Annotated in this window: 23 protein-coding genes; 12 read left to right on the top strand and 11 right to left on the bottom strand. The window is 59.1% G+C overall.

All coding sequences use genetic code 11. The annotated features are described in order from the left end of the window. Positions 1-58 precede the first annotated feature (58 nt). A complete protein-coding gene (locus IEX36_RS15205; RefSeq protein WP_188760436.1) occupies positions 59-457 on the bottom strand; it encodes a hypothetical protein in 399 nt (132 codons plus the stop codon). Positions 458-568: 111 nt separating this feature from the next. On the opposite strand from IEX36_RS15205, the gene IEX36_RS15200 reads away from it, so the two are divergent. Together IEX36_RS15200 and IEX36_RS15195 are read left to right on the top strand one after the other, a co-directional pair. Further along, complete coding sequence (locus IEX36_RS15200) at positions 569-1,744, top strand: diflavin oxidoreductase (protein WP_188760435.1); 1,176 nt, start codon at positions 569-571, stop codon at positions 1,742-1,744. 80 nt (positions 1,745-1,824) lie between these two features. Continuing rightward, the gene (locus tag IEX36_RS15195) at positions 1,825-2,457 is read left to right on the top strand and encodes an NAD(P)-dependent oxidoreductase (RefSeq protein WP_188760434.1); all 633 of its coding nucleotides are present in this window, start codon (positions 1,825-1,827) and stop codon (positions 2,455-2,457) included. A 72-nt stretch (positions 2,458-2,529) separates the two neighbouring features. Here IEX36_RS15195 and IEX36_RS15190 read toward each other — a convergent pair whose 3' ends face one another. Beyond that, on the bottom strand, positions 2,530-2,970 hold the full coding sequence (locus tag IEX36_RS15190; protein WP_188760433.1) for a DUF6526 family protein: 441 nt from the start codon (positions 2,968-2,970) through the stop codon (positions 2,530-2,532). A 114-nt stretch (positions 2,971-3,084) separates the two neighbouring features. Between IEX36_RS15190 and IEX36_RS15185 the strand changes: the two genes are divergently transcribed. Together IEX36_RS15185 and IEX36_RS15180 are read left to right on the top strand one after the other, a co-directional pair. Beyond that, a complete protein-coding gene (locus IEX36_RS15185) occupies positions 3,085-3,966 on the top strand; it encodes a deoxyribonuclease IV (RefSeq protein WP_188760432.1) in 882 nt (293 codons plus the stop codon). Between the two features lie 15 nt (positions 3,967-3,981). Then, positions 3,982-4,881, top strand: coding sequence for a CPBP family intramembrane glutamic endopeptidase (locus IEX36_RS15180; protein WP_229669054.1), 900 nt, complete (start codon positions 3,982-3,984; stop codon positions 4,879-4,881). On the opposite strand, the gene IEX36_RS15175 is transcribed toward IEX36_RS15180, so the two are convergent. Next, on the bottom strand, positions 4,788-5,522 hold the full coding sequence (locus tag IEX36_RS15175; RefSeq protein ID WP_188760431.1) for a CPBP family glutamic-type intramembrane protease: 735 nt from the start codon (positions 5,520-5,522) through the stop codon (positions 4,788-4,790). The two genes, IEX36_RS15180 and IEX36_RS15175, sit on opposite strands and share 94 nt — an antisense overlap. Before the next feature lie 26 nt (positions 5,523-5,548). Further along, the gene (locus tag IEX36_RS15170; RefSeq protein WP_188760430.1) at positions 5,549-7,102 is read right to left on the bottom strand and encodes a GGDEF domain-containing protein; all 1,554 of its coding nucleotides are present in this window, start codon (positions 7,100-7,102) and stop codon (positions 5,549-5,551) included. Positions 7,103-7,235: 133 nt separating this feature from the next. Between IEX36_RS15170 and leuS the strand changes: the two genes are divergently transcribed. From leuS to guaA, 3 genes are read left to right on the top strand one after another with little or no spacing between them, the layout of a single operon-like run. Continuing rightward, entirely contained in the window at positions 7,236-9,752 is a 2,517-nt protein-coding gene (leuS, locus tag IEX36_RS15165) for a leucine--tRNA ligase (RefSeq protein ID WP_188760429.1), read from the top strand. Further along, on the top strand, positions 9,752-10,696 hold the full coding sequence (locus tag IEX36_RS15160; RefSeq protein WP_188760428.1) for a hypothetical protein: 945 nt from the start codon (positions 9,752-9,754) through the stop codon (positions 10,694-10,696). Before leuS ends, IEX36_RS15160 begins: the two co-directional genes overlap by 1 nt. Positions 10,697-10,722: 26 nt before the next feature. After that, the gene (guaA, locus tag IEX36_RS15155) at positions 10,723-12,282 is read left to right on the top strand and encodes a glutamine-hydrolyzing GMP synthase (protein ID WP_188760427.1); all 1,560 of its coding nucleotides are present in this window, start codon (positions 10,723-10,725) and stop codon (positions 12,280-12,282) included. On the opposite strand, the gene IEX36_RS15150 is transcribed toward guaA, so the two are convergent. Both IEX36_RS15150 and IEX36_RS15145 read right to left on the bottom strand, forming a co-directional pair. Continuing rightward, positions 12,283-13,470 carry a hypothetical protein gene (locus IEX36_RS15150; RefSeq protein ID WP_188760426.1) on the bottom strand — a complete coding sequence of 396 codons (1,188 nt, stop codon included), beginning with the start codon at positions 13,468-13,470 and terminating at the stop codon, positions 12,283-12,285. It lies immediately after the preceding gene. 218 nt (positions 13,471-13,688) lie between these two features. Continuing rightward, complete coding sequence (locus IEX36_RS15145; protein ID WP_188760425.1) at positions 13,689-14,699, bottom strand: tagatose 1,6-diphosphate aldolase; 1,011 nt, start codon at positions 14,697-14,699, stop codon at positions 13,689-13,691. Positions 14,700-14,978: 279 nt separating this feature from the next. Here IEX36_RS15145 and IEX36_RS15140 point away from each other — a divergent pair, with 279 nt between their 5' ends. From IEX36_RS15140 to IEX36_RS15130, 3 genes are all read left to right on the top strand, one after another. Then, positions 14,979-15,401, top strand: coding sequence for a YciI family protein (locus tag IEX36_RS15140; protein WP_188760424.1), 423 nt, complete (start codon positions 14,979-14,981; stop codon positions 15,399-15,401). Between the two features lie 140 nt (positions 15,402-15,541). Beyond that, positions 15,542-15,898 (top strand): YciI family protein, encoded by a 357-nt coding sequence (locus tag IEX36_RS15135; RefSeq protein WP_188760423.1) that lies wholly within the window; start codon positions 15,542-15,544, stop codon positions 15,896-15,898. 87 nt (positions 15,899-15,985) lie between these two features. After that, a complete protein-coding gene (locus tag IEX36_RS15130) occupies positions 15,986-17,257 on the top strand; it encodes an RNA polymerase sigma factor (protein ID WP_188760422.1) in 1,272 nt (423 codons plus the stop codon). Between the two features lie 51 nt (positions 17,258-17,308). Here IEX36_RS15130 and IEX36_RS15125 read toward each other — a convergent pair whose 3' ends face one another. The 4 genes from IEX36_RS15125 to IEX36_RS15110 are packed head-to-tail and all read right to left on the bottom strand — an operon-like array spanning position 17,309 to position 19,689. Then, the gene (locus IEX36_RS15125; protein ID WP_188760421.1) at positions 17,309-17,722 is read right to left on the bottom strand and encodes a VOC family protein; all 414 of its coding nucleotides are present in this window, start codon (positions 17,720-17,722) and stop codon (positions 17,309-17,311) included. Positions 17,723-17,780: 58 nt separating this feature from the next. After that, positions 17,781-18,089: a MoaD/ThiS family protein gene (locus IEX36_RS15120; protein WP_188760420.1), complete on the bottom strand. Its 309-nt coding sequence runs from the start codon at positions 18,087-18,089 to the stop codon at positions 17,781-17,783. Next, entirely contained in the window at positions 18,086-19,201 is a 1,116-nt protein-coding gene (locus tag IEX36_RS15115) for a WD40/YVTN/BNR-like repeat-containing protein (protein WP_188760419.1), read from the bottom strand. The genes IEX36_RS15120 and IEX36_RS15115 overlap by 4 nt, the downstream gene beginning before the upstream one ends. Further along, positions 19,198-19,689, bottom strand: a complete 492-nt coding sequence (locus tag IEX36_RS15110) for a winged helix-turn-helix transcriptional regulator (RefSeq protein WP_188760418.1) — start codon at positions 19,687-19,689, stop codon at positions 19,198-19,200. Before IEX36_RS15110 ends, IEX36_RS15115 begins: the two co-directional genes overlap by 4 nt. 104 nt (positions 19,690-19,793) lie before the next feature. Here IEX36_RS15110 and IEX36_RS15105 point away from each other — a divergent pair, with 104 nt between their 5' ends. Both IEX36_RS15105 and IEX36_RS15100 read left to right on the top strand, forming a co-directional pair. Then, positions 19,794-20,441, top strand: a complete 648-nt coding sequence (locus tag IEX36_RS15105; protein WP_188760417.1) for a dihydrofolate reductase family protein — start codon at positions 19,794-19,796, stop codon at positions 20,439-20,441. Positions 20,442-20,497: 56 nt separating this feature from the next. Next, positions 20,498-20,884, top strand: a complete 387-nt coding sequence (locus IEX36_RS15100; protein WP_188760416.1) for a nuclear transport factor 2 family protein — start codon at positions 20,498-20,500, stop codon at positions 20,882-20,884. 8 nt (positions 20,885-20,892) lie between these two features. Here the strand turns inward: IEX36_RS15100 and rph are convergent, their stop codons facing one another. Next, positions 20,893-21,630: a ribonuclease PH gene (gene rph / locus IEX36_RS15095; protein ID WP_188760415.1), complete on the bottom strand. Its 738-nt coding sequence runs from the start codon at positions 21,628-21,630 to the stop codon at positions 20,893-20,895. Between the last annotated feature and the right edge of the window lie 107 nt (positions 21,631-21,737).

Genomic DNA, 21,737 nt, shown 5'->3' with positions numbered 1-21,737 from the left:
GCAGGAAGCGGTCCTCCCACGTGTGATGGAAGGATGACAACTGATGGTGGGGATTGCTCTAGGCTTGCTGCGCTGGAGGGCCGCGCTTTTGGTAGGGGGAGATGAAGGCTGCTTTGGAGCGCGTCTCGGCGTGCGGCGTGATGTGCGTGACAGCTACGCTTGCGGTGACGCTGTGTGCTTCAGACTGAGCCTGCGCGTGCGTGATGCGGACGAGTGTGGCTGGCCGCGGGTAGCAGGGGCACTTTTCAGGAGTGGAGGAGACGGATGGATCGTTCGACGCGGGTTCGGCCATCTGCATGTTGCAGTGGTGCTTGCCGTTGCGGCGGCAGCAGGCGGGAAGGTTTGCGTCGGATGTGGATGTGAGCGCGAAGAGCGGCGTTATCAACGGAACGTTGAAGAACAGAAGCAACGCGAATGCGAGAAGACGCCGCACGAGGATGATTTTACTCGTATGCATTCGTGCGCGCGCGATCCTGCGCTGATTTGCATGGAAAATGCGCGGTTTTACTGAGTTGTCGTTCACCGTGAGGCTTTGCGGATTTGGTGCACAAGCTTCTATCATAGAGAGATGAGCGAGGTTTTGGAGCAGGAGACGAAGGCTACAGAGGCACATGCGGCGAAGTACACGAGGAACAACCCTTATATTTCGACCGTTTTGTATAACGAGCTGTTGACGGCGGCGGGGTCGGAAAAAGAGACGCGGCACATTGAGCTGTCGCTTGAAGAAGGCATGACCTATACCCCGGGCGATGCGGTGGGCATCGTTCCGGATAACCGCGAAGAGTTGGTGCAGGCGACGCTGGCGGTGCTCGGTTTCAAGGGCGATGAGCGCGTGCTGGACCACTACAAGGTAGAGATTTCGCTGGAAGAGGCGCTGCGGACGCGGTTGGGCATTGGCAAGCTGGCGCGCGGCAGCCTGAACCAGTTTGCGAAGCTGGCTCCGGAGAACGAGAAGCTGAAGGCAGTGACCGGGCCGGAGCACAAGGCGCAGGCAGAGGAGTATTGCTGGGGTCGCGAGTTTATCGACCTGGCGGCGGATTTTCCTGGTGTCGTGACTGATCCGCAGCAGCTCTTTCATGTGCTGCAACGGCTGACTCCGAGGATGTACTCGATTGCTTCAAGCCAGGCGTTGCATAAGGACAATGTGCAGACGACGGTGAGGGTGATTCGGTATGAATCGCATGGGCGGCAGCGGCAGGGCGTGGCCAGCGGACAGTTGGGCGACCGCTCGCTGAAGGGCACGACGATGCCGATCTTTCTGCACTCGAATAACAATTTCCGTTTGCCTGCAGATACGAATGTTCCGGTGATTATGATTGGGCCGGGCACGGGGATTGCACCGTTCCGCGCGTTTCTGGAAGAGCGGCAGGCGACCGGGCAGAAGGGCGATAACTGGTTGTTCTTCGGCGAGCAGCGTGAGGCGCTGGATTTTCTATACAAAGAGCAGTTTGCCGCCATGAAGAAGGATGGCGTGCTGACGCACCTTGACACGGCGTTTTCGCGTGATCAGACGAAGAAGGTCTACGTGCAGGACCGGATGCGGGAGAAGTCAACTGAACTGTATAAGTGGTTGCAGCGTGGAGCTTACTTCTATGTGTGCGGCGATGCGAGCCGCATGGCGAAGGACGTGGAGGCTGCGTTGCTGGATGTGATTGCGAAGGGGTCGAACGGCACGCTGGATTTTGCCGCGGAGTACCTTTCGGCGATGAAGAAGCAGAAGCGGTATCAGCGCGACGTTTACTAGAACAGAATTTTTTCTGTAGAGTGTGGCCTGGCTGCGGCTGGGCCGCATCTTTTTAAAGACATGTTGCAAGGGAGGGTGCGATGAACGTTGTGGTGTATGGTGCGACTGGGAATGCGGGCAGCAGGATTGTGAAGGAGTTGGTTGCGCGCGGACATAAGGTGACTGGCGTGGCGCGGAAGGTGGATTCGCTGAAGGGGCAGCCGGGAGTGACGGCGAAGGCGGACGATCTCTCGAATGTGGATGCGATTGCCGCGGTGATTAAAGGTGCAGATGCGGTGGTGACGGCGTATCAGCCACCTGCTGACAACACGGATGCTTTGATTGATGTGACGAAGCGTGAGGTTGCAGCGGTGAAGAAGGCTGGCGTGCCGAGATTGTTGATGGTTGGCGGTGCCGGGTTGCTGGAGGTGGCTCCTGGGGTGACGCTGATCAAGTCTGGACATCTGCCGGCGCAGTGGATGCCGATTGCGACCTCTCATGAGAAGGCTCTGGACGTGCTGCGCGGTTCAGATATTAACTGGACGTATCTGAGTCCGGCAGCGTTTTTTGAGCCGGGAGAGCGGACAGGGAAGTTTCGACTGGGAACGAAAGAGTTGATCTCGAACGAAAAGGGTGAGAGCAGGATTTCAATGGAGGACTATGCGATTGCCCTTGCGGATGAGCTTGAGAGGCCGCGGCATGAGCGGGGTTCGTTTTCGGTGGGGTGGGCATAGCCGGGCTGGCGGAAGAAAAGCTTGATTCCTCCGCTCTGCCACGGAACGGAAATGCAAAAAGCAAGGTCTCAATTAGACGCGGTGGTAGTCTCCGCGCCAGTTGGTGATGCTCTCTTTGATGGATTTGGGGCAGAGATTCTGAGTGAGGGTTTTGTTGACCAGTGCTGGGATCTCCTGATCTGAGGCGAAGCGCAGGGCGATGAGTTGTGGGGTAGTGAGCTCGTTGATATGAGCTGATTCAGCTGGGCCAAGAAGGGCTTGCAGGCGCAGGCGCTCTTCGAGCCGGATAATGCGGTCCTGCAATTTGAGGTCGTTGATGCGGCATTTTGTCGCGAGGACGGCGAGGGCGGCTGAGAGAATGATCCACCAGATGGCGAGATGAGAGTGTTGTGACCAGTGGCGTGCTGCGATCACGATGGAGAATATAAAGTTGAGCAGCGTGACAGGAAAGACAAAGAAGTGCATGAGCGGGTCGAAGCGATGATGGTTTTTGAGGTTCTGTTCCTGGGGCATCGTCGTTCCTTTCCGGTGCAAGGAGTGTGTGGTGCTGTAGCGGGCAACCAGCATAGCATTTTATTGAGGGCGGCGGATTTGCTGAAAATAATGGAGATGGAGGCGTATAGCTAGATGGCTGGAACGAAGAAGCGGATTGGTGTCCATGTAGGCACGGCGGGCGGTGTCTGGACTGCGATTGATCGTGCCGTGGAGGCGGGTGCGAATGCGTGCCAGATATTTTCGGCAAGTCCGAGGATGTGGAAGGCTGCTCCGGTGAAAGCTGCGGATGCGGCGAAGATGATGGAGTTGAGGAAGAAGCATGATGTGGGGCCGGTGGCTGTTCATGCGAGCTATTTAATTAATGTTTGCAGCCAGGCGGAGAGTGTGCGGGCAAATTCGATTACGGCGTTTCGCGGTGAGGTGGAGCGGGCGATGGCGCTGGGGGCGGAGTATCTGGTGCTGCATCCGGGGAGCTGGAAGGGATTGACGCGTGAGGAGGGGCTGCGGCTGGCGGCGGAGTCGATTGAGAAGGCGATCGCCGGGATCGATTTTTCGAAGACGATCAATCCTGGGAAAGAGTTCAGGATTCTGATTGAGAACACGGCGGGCGCGGAGTTTTCGCTGGGAGGAAAGCTGGAGCAAGTAGCCGAGCTGGTGGAGACGCTGAAAGCGCATGCTCCCGTGGCGGTGTGTCTGGATACGTGCCACGTGCATGTGGCGGGGTACGACATTGTTTCGGAGGATGGCTACATTGAGACGATGAAACTGGTGGAGTCTACAGTGGGGTTTGACGCAGTGAAGGTGTGGCACTGCAATGATGCGAAGGCGGCGATGGGGTCGAAGCTGGATCGGCACGAGCATATTGGCGAGGGGACGATTGGTGCGGAGGCGTTTCGGCGACTGCTGCACGATGAGCGGTTTGCCCATGCGGCGTTTCTCGCGGAGACGCCGGTGGATGCTCCGGGTGACGAGGCGAGGAATGTGGGAGTGCTGCGAACGCTGGCGGCGGGTTGATTCTGAGGGCGGTGGATGGCTAATGGGGTGATGGTCAGTCCGGCGATGGTGGTGGCGGCGGTTTTGCTGCTCGCGCCGTTTTTCTTTGCGGCGTTCTGTTCGCGGCGGTGGGCGCGGCTGGGTGAGGGATGGGCTGTCTGGGCGCGATTGGTTGTGCCTGCGATTTTGAGCGTGGCCTATGTGCTGGTGGCCTCTTCGGCGGGCATGTTTCAGTGGAGTTGGTTTGCTTTGTATGCTGTGCTGCCTGTGCTGGTGACAGTGGCGCTTTGGCTGGCTGCGCGGATGGACGCGGTGCAACGTGGAACCTGGTTGGATTTTGCGGTGCTTGCCGCGTTGGGGCTGGCGGTGGATTTGCGTTGGTTTGAGCCCGCGTGGCCTGCGCGGATGGCTGTGTTCAACAAGATGCTGCTACTGGATGCGGGGCTTTACGGGTTTCTGGCGGTGCGGCGGCTGGATGGGGTTGGATTTGATTTGCGGCTGCGTTGGCGCGATGTGCGCGTGGGTTTACGGGAGTGGGTCTTTTATCTGCCGATTGCTGTTGGGTTGGGACTGTGGTTGGGGTTTCTGCACTGGCATGGCTTTGCGATTGGATGGCGGCAGTTGGGGAAGTTGCCGATGGCTGCGGTGTTTACGTTTCTGTTTGTGGCCGTGCCGGAAGAGGTTTTCTTCCGTGGATGGCTGCAGAACTTGCTGGAACGAAAGATGGGGAGAAGTTACGCGCTGATTCTAACGGCGGTGCTGTTTGGGCTTTCGCATTTCAATAAACGCACGGCGCACTTCAATTGGCGGTATGTTCTGCTGGCAGCGATTGCGGGAATTTTTTATGGCAGGGCGTGGCGAGCGGAGCGAAGGGTTGGAGCTTCGGCGGTGACACATGCATTGGTGGATACAGTGTGGGGGTTCTGGCTGAGGTGATGATGGTGGTAGGTGAGGTAGCCGAGGCCGACGCGCATGTTGTGATCTACGGGGCCGGGGATTGTGAGTGCTACGGTGATGCCCAGGATCGCGTGCGCTATCGCGATGGAGTAGAGGTTGCGGTAGCGAAGGAAGAGCAGGCAGGTCGCGAGTCCCCATAGCAGGGTTATGGGTACGAGGATTGGGTTGGGGATGTGAGCGAGTGAGAAGAGCAACGCGGCTGCGACGGCTGCGGCGGCTTTGGTGGGAAGCGTGCGTGTGAGGCGCAGGAGAAAGAAATCCTGTAGCAGAAATTGCTGGACGCAGGCCCAGATGGCATATCCCCAATAGCGCTGGATGAAGAGCGCGGGTGTAGATGGAAGGTTGAGCGTGTGGAGAGCAGCAGCAACTGCGACGGCTGCGGCGGCGAGCCCGAGCGCTGCGGGAATGATCCAGAGTGAGCGGCGTGGCGGAATATCAAAGCCCAGCTTTGTCGCGCTTTCGCGCGAGTAGAGCATGACGAGGGCAATCCAGAGGACAGCTGCGATGTAGAAGGGACGCTGGGTTGTGCGCGGTGCCCAGATGACGATGAGGATGAGTAGATAGCCGACGGCTAATTCGATGAAGGCAAGTCTGCGGGCGGAGATGGCATCCGCTGTCATGTGAGGATGGTACTGCTTTATAGGGATCAGGGGAGCTGTGGAGCGGTGGGTTCGGCGTCTTCGAGGTCGGTGGTGTGGGGAATGGCTGAGGCGGCTTTGACCTGGTTGCGTCCTTGCTGTTTAGCGAAATAGAGGGCTTCGTCACAGGATTTCAGCAACGAGAGCGGAGGCTCGTCTGCGGCAGGGATGGTGGATGCGACGCCGATGCTGATGGTCTGAATGCTCCCGCAGGTATTTCCGGAATGTGGCAGACGCATGGCGGCTACGGCTTGGCGAAGAGTTTCGGCGATAGTGAGGGCCTCTTCTATGTCGGTGCCGGGAAGGATGACGGTGAATTCTTCGCCGCCGAAGCGAGCGGCGGTGTCAGTGGCACGGTAGAGATTGGTGGAGATGGCTTCGGCGATGTGGCGAAGGCAGCGGTCGCCGCTGAGGTGGCCGTGTGTGTCGTTGTAGGACTTGAAGTGGTCGACGTCGATGAGGAGCACAGCGAGAGGCTGGCGGAGAGCTAGAGCGTGGCGCCACTCGGCATCGAGGCGGGCATCGAAGGCGCGGCGGTTGGCAAGACCGGTAAGTGAGTCGGCGTTGGCGAGCGTCCGGTATTTGGCTTCGCTGGCTTCGAGCGAATGCTGGAGGGCTTTGCGGTCTTCGAGCAGTGCGGCGACGGGGAAGGCCGTAAATATGGCCACTGCGAGGAAGATCTGTGCGACAACAATGCGGTGCAGCATGGAACTGCCGATGAGCATTAGTGGACCGTGGCCGGTGGCGGTAAGGCGGATAGAGATGCAGGCGACTATAAAGATGGTGAGCGCCGCTCCGGGGAAGCCGAGGCGAAAGACGACGAGCAGCAGCGCAGGAAAGATGAAGAAGATGAGCGGGTCCTGGTTATGGGTGAAGACGAGGAAAGTGGCGATTGCCGGCACGAAAAGATAGAGCAGGGTCTTCGGTAGGTTGGGCAGCCGAAGCATATCGAAGAAGCCCGGCCGCAGCAGGATAAACAGCAGCGGGGCCATGATGGCCATGCCGAGGATGTCTCCGAGATACCATGCGCGGAAGAGCGACAGCCATGGACCGGCGTTGACGAAGAGAAGCGTCCACGAGGCTCCTAGCGCGCTGGTGATGGCGGTTGCGCCGATGACAGCGACGAGGAGAAAGCCGAGTAGAGGGCGACGGCGCGAGAGGTTAAGGGGATGGCCAAACCAGCGTGTCAGGATAAGAGTGGAAGAGATAACCTCAATGAAGTTGGCAAAGGCCACACCCGCGGAGAGGCGGAAGGGGTCGCCCCAGAAGCGGTCGGCGAGCGTATCGGCAAGAAAGCCGATGATGAAATAGCGCCACCAAGTGTTGCGTGGGCGTGTGATGACGATACTGAAGAGCATTCCATTGGTGAACCAGATAGTGGCAACGCCTTGCGACTGGCGCGAGAGCGCGATCCCAAGATAGGAGAAGAGCAGCAAGATTGGGAACGCAATGAGCAGATTGGTCCAGCGATCGCGAGTGGTCGGGGTCTCGGATTCAGAGGCATGCGTCTCTCTGGCAATCAAAGCTGCCTGGTTCCTCTCCGGTGATGCCTGTTCTTCCATCAGCTCTCCTAATTTGGGATGAGAGTGTCAATATATCGCGTGAGGTGGATGTTCGGCACGGTAAATTCTGCGGCTACCCGGGTTTAGGTGGAAGTTTAGCGGCTTCTGAGACGGGCTTCTTTACAATGGAAACATGTCTGAAACGAATGTGATGGAGAGCGAGCGGCAGGGACGGTATGTTCCGGCAGAGATTGAACCGAAGTGGCAGGCGCGGTGGGACGCTGATGCTGCTTTGTATGCGGCTGAGGGGCATGACTCCGGCAAGCCGAAGTTTTATTGCATCGAGATGCTGCCGTATCCGAGTGGCAAGCTGCACATGGGGCATGTGCGGAACTACTCGATTGGCGACGCTCTGGCGCGACATATGTGGATGCGCGGGTATAACGTGCTGCATCCGATGGGCTGGGACGCGTTCGGACTGCCGGCGGAGAATGCGGCGCTGAAAAACAATACGCCTCCGCGGGAGTGGACGCTGGCGAACATTGCGGCGATGCGTGAGCAGATGCGGCGGATTGGCTTCAGCTACGACTGGGCTACCGAAGTGACGACTTGCCTGCCGGAGTATTACAGGTGGAACCAGTGGTTCTTTCTGAAGATGTACGAGGCAGGGCTGGCGTATCGGAAGAAGAGCAAGGTGAACTGGTGTCCGGAGTGCCAGACGGTGCTGGCCAACGAGCAGGTGGTGGATGGGCGCTGCTGGCGGCATGAGGACACGATCGTTGAACAGCGAGATCTGACACAGTGGTTCCTACGGATTACGAAGTATGCCGATGAGCTGCTCGATGGGTTGGACAAGCTTGATGGTTGGCCGGAGAAGGTCCGCACGATGCAGCGGAACTGGATTGGCCGGAGCGAGGGCACGCTGGTTGATTTTGCTGTAGCTGGTAGTGCAGACAAGATTACTGTCTTTACGACTCGCGTCGATACGATCTTTGGCGCGACTTCGGTGCAGCTTGCTCCGGAGCATGCGGTGGCGAAGGCGTTTGCAGCAGAGGATGCGGCGCTGGCGGTGAAGATTGATGAACTGCTGGAGCAGCAGAAGCGTGCGCGCGAGGCTGGCGATGTGGGCGCGATTGAGAAGCATGGCGTGCCGACGGGACGGTTTGCAGTGAATCCGTTCAATGGCGAGCCTGTGCCGATCTGGGTGGCGAACTATATTCTGGCCGACTATGGAACTGGCGCGATTATGAGCGTTCCGGCGCACGATGAGCGGGACTTTGAGTTTGCCGAGAAGTACGGGCTGGAGGTGCGGCGTGTGATTGCGCTGAAGTCTGGCGAGACGGAGCTGCCGTTCACTGCAGAGGAAGACGCTGTGCTGGTTGGCTCGGGTGAGTGGACCGGGTTGGGGTGCGAAGATGCGCAGCGGAAGATGGCGGCGTTTGCGAAGGAGAATGGATTTGGTACTGCTACGGTTACATATCGCCTGAAGGACTGGGGTGTGAGCCGGCAGCGGTATTGGGGCACGCCGATTCCGATGGTGTATTGCGTGAATGGACATGCGGGCGTGGAGGCTGGTGGCGTGGTTCCGCTGCCGGAGAACGCGCTGCCGGTGGTGCTGCCTGAGCAGGTGGAGATTACGCAGCAGGGTGGCTCTCCTTTGGGGAGGGTTGTGGGGTTTGTGGAGACGAAGTGTCCAGTGTGTGGCGGGCCTGCGCGGCGCGAGACGGATACGATGGACACGTTTGTCGATTCGAGCTGGTACTTTTACCGATATGCAGATGCGAAGAATTCGGCTGCGCCGTTTGATTCGGACAAGGCGAATTACTGGTTTCCTATTGACCAGTACATCGGCGGTGTCGAACACGCGATCCTGCATTTGATCTACTCGCGCTTCTGGACGAAGGTGATGCGCGATCTTGGCTTGATTAAGAATGATGAGCCTGCGGAGCGGTTGTTTACGCAGGGAATGGTGATTAAGGACGGCGCGAAGATGTCGAAGTCGAAGGGCAATGTGGTTTCGCCTGACGATATGATTGCGCGCTATGGAGCGGATGCAACGAGGATGTATGCGCTGTTTGCCGCGCCTCCGGACCGTGATCTGGATTGGCAGGAGGATGGTGTTGCGGGTGTGAGCCGGTTTCTGGGCAGGGTGCATCGGCTGACGACGAAGTATGCGGGAGCGGCTGGTGGGAGTGGAGAGTCGGCTGCCGGGCAGGAGTTGCTGCGGAAGCTGCACCAGACGATTGGGAAGATTACTCATGACTTTGGGGGGCGGTGGCACTTCAATACTTCGATTGCGTCGATCATGATTCTAGTGAACGAGATTGCCGCGAAGGAAGCGTCGATGGATGCGGGTGAGGTCTCGGGTGAGGTGATGGCGCAGGTCTTTCGCGGGCTTACGCTGTTGCTTGCACCGTTTGCGCCGTTCCTGGCGGCGGAGCTTTGGGAGCAGCTTGGTGGAGAGGGCGCGGTGTTTCGCACGCCGTGGCCTGTGGCCGATGAAGCGCTGGCGCGTGAGGACGAAGTTGAGATTCCTGTGCAGATGAATGGCAAGTTGGTGAATGTGGTGAAGGTTCCGGCGGGAAGCGATGAGGCTGCGGTGAAGGCCGCGGCGCTAGCGGATGCGAAGGTTACTGCGCGTGTGGAAGGGAAGGCAGTGGTGAAGGTGATTGTGGTGCCGGGCAAACTTGTGAACCTTGTGGTGAAGTAGTGGAGCAGCTTCGGGAAGACGAAGGCGTTGTCATTGCTGCAGGGACCGTGCGGGGCACGCAGTCACTGGTCCATACGATGGCGCGGTGCTGGCGGCATCGGGAGTGGACGGCGCTGGAGGTGGCGTGGCGGTGGGCGTTTGGCGTGCCTGCGGTGGCGGTGGCAGGGTATGAGGCACTGAAGATTGCACGGAGTGTTCCTCTCGATATGGAGGCATTGCGCAGGATTTCTATCGTGGAACCGATGGACACGGCGGCGACGCTGGCGAAGGCGATGGATTTGTTGCTTCCTCCGGTGCTCCATGTGCTTGCGTGGCTGGGGCCGTTGCTGGTGGCGGTGTGGGTGGTGGCTTCGTCGGTGGGCAGGACCGTGGTGTTGCGGCGTGTGGATGCTACGCTGCATCGTCGGCTGGGGACGTTGATGGTGTTGCAGGCGCTGCGGGTGGTGACGCTGTTGGGAAGCTTCTGCGTGTGGTTTTTGCTGTTGCAGTGGATTTCCGGGAAGACCGTGACTGGGCCGCTGGCTGCTGGTGGTGAGCCGAATCTGGTGGGGTACTTTGCGCTTGCGATTATCACGACGCTGGGACTGTTTTCAGCGTGGGCAATTGCGAGCTGGGCGGTGTCTGTGGCGCCGCTGCTCGCGATGTTGCGCGGCACGGGTGCATGGGCGAGCCTGAAGGCTGCGTTTTGGGTAGGACCGCTTCGCTCGAAGCTGATCGAGATTAACCTGGTGATGGGGATTGTAAAGATCGCGCTGATTGTGCTGGCGATTGTGTTTACGGCGACTCCACTGCCGTTCGAGGCGGTGGCTACGCCGACGTTTATGGCCTGGTGGTGGGCTGGGGTGACATTGCTTTATTTCATTGCTTCGGATTTCTTTCATGTGACGCGGCAGGTGGCGTATCTGGAGCTTTGGCGGGCGTATGAGGGGTCGTCGCTGAAGTAGCGCGGGACGCCATTTACACTGGATTTGTGGATACCTCAACGATTGTCATTCTGGACTTTGGGTCGCAGTATACGCAGCTGATTGCGCGGCGTATTCGTGAGTTCAATGTGTTTTCTGTCGTGCTGCCTTGCACTGCTTCGCTGGAGCAGGTGAAGGGGCTGAAGCCGAAGGGCGTGATTCTCTCGGGCGGGCCTTGCTCGGTGTACGACAAAGACTCTCCGGCGGCGGACCCGGCGGTGTTGGCGATGGGTGTGCCGGTGCTCGGCATTTGCTATGGGTTGCAGTTTGTCGTGCATCATCTGGGTGGCAAGGTGGTGGCAGCTGCGGCACGTGAGTATGGCCATGCCGAAGTGGATGTGATTGCCGAGACGCCTCTGTTTCGCGGGCTGCCGGGGACACTTGAGGTTTGGATGTCGCATGGCGATCATGCGGAGAAGCTGCCTGCTGGCTTTTCGCTGACGGCGAAGACGGCGAATGCGGTTGCGGGAATTGCGGATGAAGCGCGGCGGATTTGGGCCGTGCAATTTCATCCTGAGGTTGCGCATACGCGGCAGGGGATGGAACTGCTGAAGAACTTCTGCCTGGAGATCTGCGAGGCGAAACAGGACTGGACTCCGGAGCACTTTATTCAATCGACGGTGGCGCGGATTAAGGCTCAGGTGGGCGATGGGCACGCCATTTGCGGGCTGAGCGGTGGCGTGGATTCGTCGGTGGCGGCGGTGCTGGTGGCGCGGGCGATTGGCGACAGGTTGACGTGCATCTTTGTGAACAACGGTGTGCTGCGCAAGGACGAGTTCACGAAGGTGCAGAAGACGATGCGCGAAGGGTTAGGGCTGAACGTCGTTGCGGTGGATGCGGGTGAGCGGTTTTTGACGAAACTGGCGGGCGTGACTGATCCAGAGAAGAAACGCAAGACGATTGGGAATGAGTTTATTGCGGTGTTCGATGATGAATCGGCACAGATATTTCGGGCCGAGAAGAGCGCGGGCAAAGAGGTCGCGTGGCTGGTGCAGGGGACGCTGTATCCGGATGTGATCGAGTCGTCGAGTGTGCATGGGCCGAGCCATACGATCAAGAGTCATCACAATGTCGGCGGCCTGCCAGAGAACATGAAGCTGAAGCTGATAGAGCCGCTGCGCGATCTCTTCAAGGACGAGGTGCGGAGGATTGGCCGCGACCTGGGAATGCCGGAAGAGATTCTGGAGCGGCAGCCGTTTCCAGGGCCGGGGCTGGCGGTGAGGATTCTGGGCGAGGTGACGGCGGAGCGGGTGGCCATTTTGCAGGAAGCGGATGCGATTGTCGTCGAGGAGATCAAGAAGGCTGGCCTGTATCGCAAGGTGTGGCAGAGCTTTGCTGTGTTGCTGCCGGTGAAGTCGGTGGGTGTGATGGGCGACCAGCGGACCTATGCGAACACCTGCGCGATTCGTGCGGTGGAGAGCGAGGACGGCATGACCGCGGATTGGGCTCCGCTGCCGTATGAGGTGCTGCGGACGATTTCGAGCAGGATCATCAGCGAGGTGCGGGGGATTAATCGGGTGGTGTACGACATTACGTCGAAGCCGCCGGGGACGATTGAGTGGGAGTAGTCAGTGTGATGGCTGAGCCGATAAGACTGGTGCATGCCGTGGAGTGGTTTGGAGCACGATGCGGGTGTCGCGGACGAAGGTGACGTCGGTGCCGCGCTTGATCCAGCGATTGTAGAGCGCGAGCGCCGTGCCGTAGGCGCCGAAGCCGGCGGCGACGTTGGCTGAGCCGGATGCGATGCCGACGACGAAGCCGATGATGCCGATGCTGTTCGATGCAGTGGCGTTTTTGCGCGCGAGAACTTCGCCGCGGTCGTCGGCATCTTCGTGGAGCGGGCTAATGGCGAGTGCGGCGAGCAGCAAGGGGATGGCGATCTTGTCTTGCGGCTTGGGTTTGACGACGCCTTCGGAGTTCATGGCGAGGTTCTGTCCGCCGGCTGAGTCGGCGGCGGTAAGTGTCGTCTCGACATTGCGAGTCGTACCGGCGGGAAGCACGAGCTGGCGAAAGTTGAAGTGGAGGACACCGGCGCGTCCGAAGCGGCGTGCGGGCCTGGCTTGAGTGATCGTGCCGACGAGTGTTGCACCCTGCGGAACGGCGATGCTGTGGTCGGGATTGTAGATGGGTTCAGCGACCGTGGCGCGAATGGGTTCGCCTTGTTTGGAGGTGGCAGAGCTGAGCTTCTCGTTGAGATAGGCCTGAACGAACCAGGCGGACGAATTTGAAGAGTTCTCGGTTGATACGGCGGGATCGGGTGAGGCTGGCTGCTCCGAAACGGTGAACGGTGTAGTTGTTTCGACGGTCCACGCGGTGCCTTTTTCGATGTTCTGTGGATGCCAGGGAAGCTGGCTATAGACGACGCGCAGGAGACGGTCTTTTTTGCCCGGTGCCGTGAAGAGCGAGATCTGGTCGTGGAGGATTTGGAGGCCGGTGTCGAACTGTCTGCGGATGAAACCACCTTTGCGAGGAGGCGGAGCAACGAGGCGGTAGATGGGCGCGCCGTCGGTGGCTGTGCTGGTAGCGATGGTGAGGGTGGTTCCGTCGGGAAGCTGGATCTGGTTGAAGTCGACGACTGGGGTGTAGAAGGGTGTGAAGTCGGCGCGAAGGCGGGCGGAGACGCGGCGGTCGTGGTTCGGGTGGAGCGCGGTGACGCTGCCGGTGACGATGGTCTTTGCGGGGAGGACGAGTTTGTTGTCGGCGTAGACGGGGTAGATGAGCTCGCCGTGGATGGGCTGGCCGACCTGCATGGGCAAGGATTTATCGATTTGAACTGGCAGCGGAGTGTGAACGGGGACAGTGGCCGATTGCGTTTGGCTGTGTGCAGCCAATGCAGAGAACAGAAGCGTTATGAGTACACTTCGCTGAGACATTTGGTTACTTAGACTCATCGTAGCTGAGCCTGTGAGTTGCAGGTACTAAAAGAAGAGCCGTGGCGCTGGGCCACGGCTCTTGAATTGCACCTGAGTTGAGATTAGGCGAGTTCGCTCATATGCTTGACGCCGAACTTCTCCTGCCAGGGGCTGGCTGCCTTGAGAGCATTGTTGACGTTGTTGATGTTCTCGACGCCGGTGGTTTCCAGCCAGTCCTCGAAGGCCTTTGCGCCCTGCTTGGCGTAGATGGCGATGCCGTCCTTCCAGGTGGCGCGGCCGCAGAGTACGCCGTTGAACTTGGTGCCGGACTCGGCGGCCAGTTCGAGGGTCTCGATGAAGACTGGATTCGAGACACCTGCGGAGAGGTAGATGAATGGCTTGTGCGTCATTGCTTCGGCGTCGCGGAAGTGCTGCAGAGCCTCAGCGCGGGTGTATGCCTTCTCGCCCTTGAACGCCTTGGTGCCTTCGACGAACTCCATGACGATGGGGACTTCGACCTTGAGAACATCGACGTTGTAGCGGGCCTTGCCGAACTCGGCCATCGCGCCGGAGACGATCTCGGGCTTCTTCTTCGCGTAGGCAACGGACTTCTCATCGCCGCCCTCGGCGTCGTAACCGACGAACTCAAGGAAGAAGGGAATGTCGTGGGCGAGGCACTCATCGCCGATGCGCTCGATCCAGGCCTGCTTGTGGTCGTTGATGGCCGACTTTTCGAAGGGGGTGTAGTAGAGCAGAATCTTGATGCAGTCAGCGCCGGCTTCCTTGAGGCGACGGACGCTCCAGACGTCGAGCAGGTCAGGCAGGCGGCCAGCGGTGTTGGCGTCGTAGCCGGTCTTCTCGTAGGCGAGCAGCAGGCCCTTGCCGTTGCGGTGCTTGGAGGCAGGCAGGCCAAACTCGGGGTCGAGCAGGATGGCCGAGGCATGCTTGGTCAGGACGCTGGTCACGAGGGTCTTGAAGACTTCAAGGTCGTGCGCGTCGGCGGCGGCTCCGCGCTCCTTGGCAAGGGACTTCTGCAGGGAGCCGCGCTGGTCCATGGCGGCGGCCGCAATGACTCCGCGATGGTCGGAGACGGCTTTGAGTCCTGCAAGTTTTCCTGGGGTCAACTTCGACATTTCTGGGTTCTCCTGTGCAATTTTCGAGGGGTTGATTGTGTTCAATTGTCATTTTACACAGTGAGTGTACGGGGTTTCTGATAGACGGATTGTTTCGTTAGATGAATAGTTTCTGAATGTGCCTACATGTGCAGTGATGCCTCGCTTGTTTTTGCGTTCATATTTTCCAGTCACAGCCGCCTTAGGATGGTTGAGAAATTCCTGACGGATTGTCGAATTTGTCCGGCGGCGTTCGACGTAGAGGTAGAAGGTGAATTTCAGCCAAAGGAGATTTCAGAGATGCGATTCATGATGCTGATGATTCCGGGTAGTGGATATGAGGCGGTTGACGCTTCGGCCATGCCCGATGCAAAGGCCGTTGAGGCAATGATGCGGTATAACGAGCAGTTGCAGAAGGCGGGCGTGTTGCTGATGGTTGAGGGACTGGCGCCGCCGTCGGCTGGGGCGAGGGTTTCGTTCAACGGCGGCAAGGCTAAGGTGACGGATGGGCCGTTTGCCGAGGCGAAGGAGGCGATTGGTGGCTACTGGATGATCCAGGTGAAGTCACATGAAGAGGCGATTGAGTGGGCGAAGCGGTGTCCAGCGGGTGAGCATGAGGTGATCGAGGTACGCCAGGTGCATGAGATGGCTGATTTTCCCGAGGACGTGCAGAAGGTTGCGAAGGGTTTTGAAGAGATGCAGGGCAAGGGTGCGCTCCGCTGAAGCTTCGTGGTCTTCAAAAAAATCGCGGCACCTTGTCGATTTTTCAGAAGCTCATTCGACGTACAAGTAGAGGCGGCTTTTGACAGTTGAGAACCTCCTCTTACGGAATTTGCCATTCATTGAGAACAAGGAGAAGACGGATGCGATTTTTGTGTGTGTACAAGCCAAGTAAACCTGAGGGAACTCCCCCGAGTGAAACGGAGATGATGGAGATGGGGAAGTTGATTTCAGATATGACGAACGAAGGTGTGTTGCTGGCCACTGAAGGCTGCCTGCCCAGTGCGCTGGGCGCTCGGGTGCGAAAGTCTGGCGATGACTTCAAGGTGACAGATGGCCCGTTTACCGAGGCGAAGGAAGTAGTTGGCGGCTTTGCGCTGATTGAGGTGCGGTCGAAGCAAGAGGCGATCGAACAGACCCGCCGCTTTTTGAAGGTGGCAGGGGATGGCGAGTGCGAGATTCGCCAAATCTGTGAGGTCCCGTCGATGCAGCTTGCCTGATGGGTGCGGCTGCGCCTTCGAGGCATAGGTGCAGCCGTTTCCTGCGTGCTTGCGTTCGTTTCTACTGGCGTGATGTGATCGATAGCTGTGACGGCTACCGATGTTCATCGCACGATCGAGGCTGTGTGGAAGATCGAGTCGGCAAGGTTGATTGCCGGGCTGGCGCGGCGTGTGCGCGATGTCGGGCTGGCTGAGGACTTGGCGCAGGAGGCTCTGGTCGCCGCGTTTGAGCAGTGGCCGAGGACGGGTATCCCGGACAATCCTGCGGCGTGGCTGATGACCACAGCGAAGCGCCGCGCGATTGATATGTTTCGCCGCAACCGGCGCGTGGAAGAGAAGCATGGGGAGCTGGCGCGCGATGCTGAAGAGTTGCAGGAGCGCGCTGTCGCGGAACTGGATGCGGCGATGGACGACGATATCGGTGACGATCTGCTGCGGCTGGTGTTTACGGCGTGTCATCCCGTGCTGAAGCAGGATGCGCAGGTTGCGTTGACGCTGCGGATGCTTGGCGGGTTGACGACCGATGAGATTGCGCGTGCGTATCTGGTGCCCGAGGCGACGGTGGCGCAGCGGATCGTCCGGGCGAAGCGCACGCTGACGAAAGAGCAGGTGCCGTTCGAGGTGCCGAAGGGCAAAGAACTGCGCGCGCGACTGACAGCGGTGCTTGAGGTGATCTACCTCATCTTCAATGAGGGATATTCGGCGACGGCGGGCGATGACTGGATGCGGCCGGCATTGTGTGAAGATGCTTTGCGGTTGGGGCGAGTTGTTGCGGAGTTGATGCCGCAGGAGCCTGAGGTGCATGGTCTGGCTGCATTGATGGAAATTCAGGCTTCGCGCCTGAGGGCTCGAACGAGTGCGTCTGGTGAGCCGATTCTATTGCTGGACCAGCGGCGTGCGTTGTGGGACCGGCTTTTGATTCAGCGAGGGTTGGCGGCACTGGATCGTGTGGAGAAGCTGGGTGGTGCTGATGGTGTGTATGCACTGCAGGCGGCGATTGCTGCGTGTCATGCCCGTGCGCTCGAAGCTGAGGAGACCGATTGGGCACAGATTGCAGGACTGTACGCAAGGCTCTTTGAAGTGATGCCGTCGCCTGTAGTGGAGTTGAATCGTGCGGTGGCGCTCTCGATGGCGTTTGGGCCGGAGATGGGGTTGGTGGTGGTCGATGCTTTGGTGCGCGAGGGGACGTTGGCGAACTATCATCTGCTGCCGACGGTGCGCGGCGATCTGCTGGTGAAATTGGGACGCGATGATGAGGCTCGCATGGAGTTTGAGCGCGCGGCATCACTCACGCGCAATGCGCGTGAGCAGGAGCTGCTGATAAAGCGGGCGCAGAAATGCTCTGCCAGCAAAAATTGAGCGACCCACGGGCGTTTTGAAGACGTGCTATGGGTCGCCTAGTGTGACTGACTATTTCTTTGGTGTGTGGTTAAACATCCAGCCGATGCCGAACTGGTCGGTGACCATGCCGAAGTAGTCTCCCCAGAACATGTCCTGGACGGGCATATCGACTTTGCCTTTTTCGCCAAGCGAGGCGAAGAGTTTATCGACTTCTTCGCGGCTGTCGCAATCGACGCTGATTGAGAAGTTGTTACCTTGTTGCAAAGGTACGGCAGGAGGGCAGTCTGACGCCATAATGACGGCAGCGCCTTTGGCTAGACGAGCATGGAGGACGCGGTCCGCCTCTTTCATCTCTTTTGGCATATCGGCGGGGCCTTGTGAGTATGGCATGACATGTAGATCTGCGCCGAGACACTTTGCATAGAATTCCATCGCCTGGCGACAGTTTCCATTGAAGTTGAGGTAGTTATAGAAGTTCTTCATCGAATGCTCCGTTGGTTGGATTTTCGTGCAGTCGTTCGGGGACTTGTGTTTGTTCGTCTTAGCCGCCTGCGATAGCTCCGATGATGAGGAGCGGTTCTTTGGCGGTGACGATCTCTTCGGGCAGAGGCTCGTCTGGTGATTGGTGCGAGATGTCTTCTTCGCAGGCGAAGAAGCGCAGGAAGTCGCGTCGTTTGAGTGTGCCGTGGTCACGGATGGTGCCTTGCAGCGTTGGGTAGCTGGCTTCGAGAGAGTTGAGCACAGCGCGTAGCGTGATAGGCGCTGAGACATCGAGCGTGACTTCCCCCTTTACCCCTGCGAGCGTGCGAAGGTGCTGGGGGAGTTCGACGCGGATGCGATGCTGGCTCATGCGAGTGTCTGGACCTCGACGGACAGTACTGCTGGCAGGTCACGGACGATCGGAGCCCAGGAGTCGCCGGCGTCGGGTGAAGCGTAGACTTGCCCGCCGGTGGTGCCGAAGTAGACGCCACAGGAGTCAAGCTTGTCGACGGCCATGGCATCGCGAAGGACGTTAACGTAGCAGTCTTGTTGAGGAAGGCCTTTGGCGAGCGGCTCCCATTCGTTGCCTCCGGTGCGGCTGCGGAAGACCTGCAGCTTGCCGTCGAGAGGGAAGTGTTCGGAGTCGGACTTAATGGGGACAACGTAGATGGTCTCCGGTTCGTGCGCGTGGACGTCGATGACGAAGCCGAAGTCGGTCGGCAGGTTGCCGCTGACCTTGGTCCACTGGTCGCCGGCGTTGTCGGTGCGCATGATGTCCCAGTGCTTCTGCATGAAGAGCGTGTCAGGGCGTGATGGATGCATGGCGATGTGGTGGACGCAGTGGCCGACTTCAGCGTTGGGGTCGGGAATGTATTTGGAGTAGAGGCCCTTGTTGATGGGCTGCCATGTCTTGCCGCCGTCATCGGTGCGGAAAGCCCCGGCCGCGGAGATGGCGATGTAGATGCGCTTCGGATCGGCAGGGTCGAGGATGATGGTGTGGAGACACATGCCGCCCGCGCCGGGTTGCCAGTTGGGGCCAGTGCCGTGCTCGCGCAGACCGGGAAGCTCGGACCAGCTTTTGCCGCCGTCTTTGGTTTCGAAGATGGCTGCGTCTTCGATGCCTGCGTAGACGTGGTCGGGGTCGGTGAGCGAAGGCTCGAAGTGCCAGACGCGCTTGAACTCCCAGGGGTGCGGGGTGCCGTCGTACCACTGGTGCGTGCCGGGGTTGTGCGCGTAGGCGAACTTGTTGTCGACGGCCTCCCAGGTCTCTCCGCCGTCGTTAGAACGTTGCACAACCTGTCCGAACCATCCGCTGGACTGCGAGGCGTAGATGCGGTTGGGGTCGGCTGGCGAACCTTTCATGTGGTATATCTCCCAGCCGGCGAAGTGGGGGCCGGAGACCTTCCAGTCTTTGCGCTTGCCGTCTGAGGTGAGAACAAACGCGCCCTTGCGCGTGCCGACCAGAACTCGTACGTTGCTCATCGTCTGCTCCTTTTTGATTTGGGGGCCGATTGTGCTGCGGTAGTGCTGAATGGAGGTAAGAGCGGGTTGGGGTCACGCTCGGCCCAGCGACGGCGCGTCTCGGCGAGGATGGCCTGGCGGTTCCCGGCCATCTGGGCCATTAGTTCGCAGGGGGCGCCAGTCTTCTCGTGTTGCGCGCTCCAAAGAAGTAATTCGAGCAGGACGGGCGCAAGGTCAATGCCTTTTTCCGTAAGCCGGTAGTGGACCCTGCGTGCGTCTTTCTCTTCAGATTCGGCTTTAATGATTCCGGCTGCTTTAAGTTTTTTGAGCCGGGTGGCGAGGATGTTCGTGGCGATGCCCTCGCCGGAGTTCTGGAACTGCTTGAAGGTGGTGTAACCACGCACCATCAGGTCGCGGATGATGAGTAATGACCAGCGGTCGCCGAACTTTTCGAGCGCGATGCTGACAGGGCAGCCGGAGCGTGGCCTGGATTTGGATTCGCGTGGCACTGGGACAAGGTAGCGTAACTAACTTGCTGTTTGCAAGTGAAGTCAGATACAGTTTTCTGAAGCAAGATCTGGGATAACTAAGTCGAGTTTGCGGAGGAGTTTGCGTGAGCAAGGTCAGGGTGGCTGCGTTTTCGATCTCACTGGACGGATTTGGCGCCGGACTTCGGCAGGACATCAACAACCCTTTGGGAGTGCGTGGTTTAGAACTGCACCAGTGGTTCTTTGATACGGAGATTTTTCAGAAGATGTATGGGCAGAGTGGCAGCGGTGCTCAGGGGGTGGACAACGGGTTTGCTGCTAAGTCATTTGAAAATGTTGGGGCCTGGATTCTAGGCCGTAATATGTTTGGCCCAGTGCGCGGGCCATGGGATGGCGATGCATGGAAAGGCTGGTGGGGCGATACGCCGTCGTACCATACTCCGGTCTTTGTTCTAACTCATTATGAGAGAGCGCCGCTGGTGATGAACGGGGGTACGACTTTTTACTTCGTGACAGATGGGATCGAGTCGGCGATGAAGCAGGCAAAGGATGCTGCCGGTGGCAAGGATGTCCGCGTGGGTGGAGGAGTTTCGACGATTCGTCAGTACCTGACGGCGGGGCAGATCGACGAGATGCATCTGGCAGTGTCACCTGTTCTTCTGGGTGAGGGAGAGCATCTGTTTGCGGGAATCAATCTGGCCGAGCTTGGCTTTGTTGTAGAGAAGGCTGTTGCTGGTGAAAAGGCAACGCATGTCGTTCTGAGGAAGAAATAAAGCGAGAGTTTTGCTGTCGATGAGAGAGTTGGACGCCTCGGCTTTACACTGCCTGCATGGAACCTGTGCTGATTACCGACCCGGCGCTGAACGGTGTGCTGCATGAACTGATTGAGCGCGAGCCGATCTTTCATTGGCCTGAGCAAACGACGCGCGCGGACTTTGAAGCCATGATGGTGGAGGATTTCTGGGAGGTTGGGGCTTCGGGACGCAGGTACAGCCGTGAGTTTGTGCTGGATGTACTGGACGAGCGGAGGGAGCATTCGCCGGGAAAAGATTCATGGGTGACGAGTGACTTTTGGTGCCGTGAACTTGGGCCGGAGATGTATCTGCTGACCTACACGCTTCGTCAGGACGAGCGGAAGACGCGGCGCGCAACGATCTGGCAGCGCACCGCATCGGGGTGGAAGGTTGTGTTTCATCAAGGGACGGTCTGCGAGTAGCTGTTTGTTTAGCTGGCTTTGTCGAGTAGGACTCGTTGCGCGGCGAGGAGTTCGCGAATGCCTTTTTCGGCGTAATCGAGCATCTCGCTGAGCTGCTTGCGGCTGTAGGAGTCTTTTTCTGCCGTGGCCTGGGTTTCGACCAGCCCTCCGTCGGCCAGCATGACGACGTTCATATCAACCGTGGCACGGGAGTCTTCTTCGTAGCAGAGGTCGAGCAGCAGGTTGCCATCGACGATGCCGACTGACGTAGCGGCGACCATCTGACGGAGCGGCGAGGTCTTGAGCGTGCCGGCGGCGACGAGCTTGTCGAGCGCCATCGCCAGGGCGACTGCAGCTCCGGTGATGGCGGCGGTGCGGGTACCTCCGTCGGCCTGGAGGACGTCGCAGTCGAGGATGATGGTGCGCTCGCCGAGGGCCTTCATGTCGACGACGGAGCGCAGGCTGCGGCCGATAAGGCGCTGAATCTCGTGAGTGCGACCGCCGATCTTGCCGCGCTCGCTCTCGCGTGGGGTGCGAGTGAGGGTGGCGCGGGGAAGCATTCCGTACTCGGCCGTGACCCAGCCTCGGCCAGAGTTGCGTAGCCAACCGGGAACTCCCTGTTCGACAGTTGCGTTGCACAGGACGCGCGTGTTGCCGGATTCGATCAGCACGGAACCTTCGGCGGTGGCGACGAAGCCGGGGGTCAGGCGGACGGGACGGAGCTGGTCGGCGGCGCGGTGGTCGGGGCGGAAGAGAGCTTCGGACATTGGGAGATTATAGTTGGCAGGACGTATGCTCGATGGTGACGGATGGGTGATGCGGAGAGGTTACGCGTGGAAAAGGTGCGTGTTCCAAAATGGGACTGGTTCCGCAA

Origin of the sequence: Edaphobacter acidisoli (assembly GCF_014642855.1) — a bacterium.
GTDB classification, from domain to species: domain Bacteria; phylum Acidobacteriota; class Terriglobia; order Terriglobales; family Acidobacteriaceae; genus Edaphobacter; species Edaphobacter acidisoli.
Note: the sequence above shows the minus strand (reverse complement) of the source record. Positions and strands in the feature narration are given on the sequence as shown.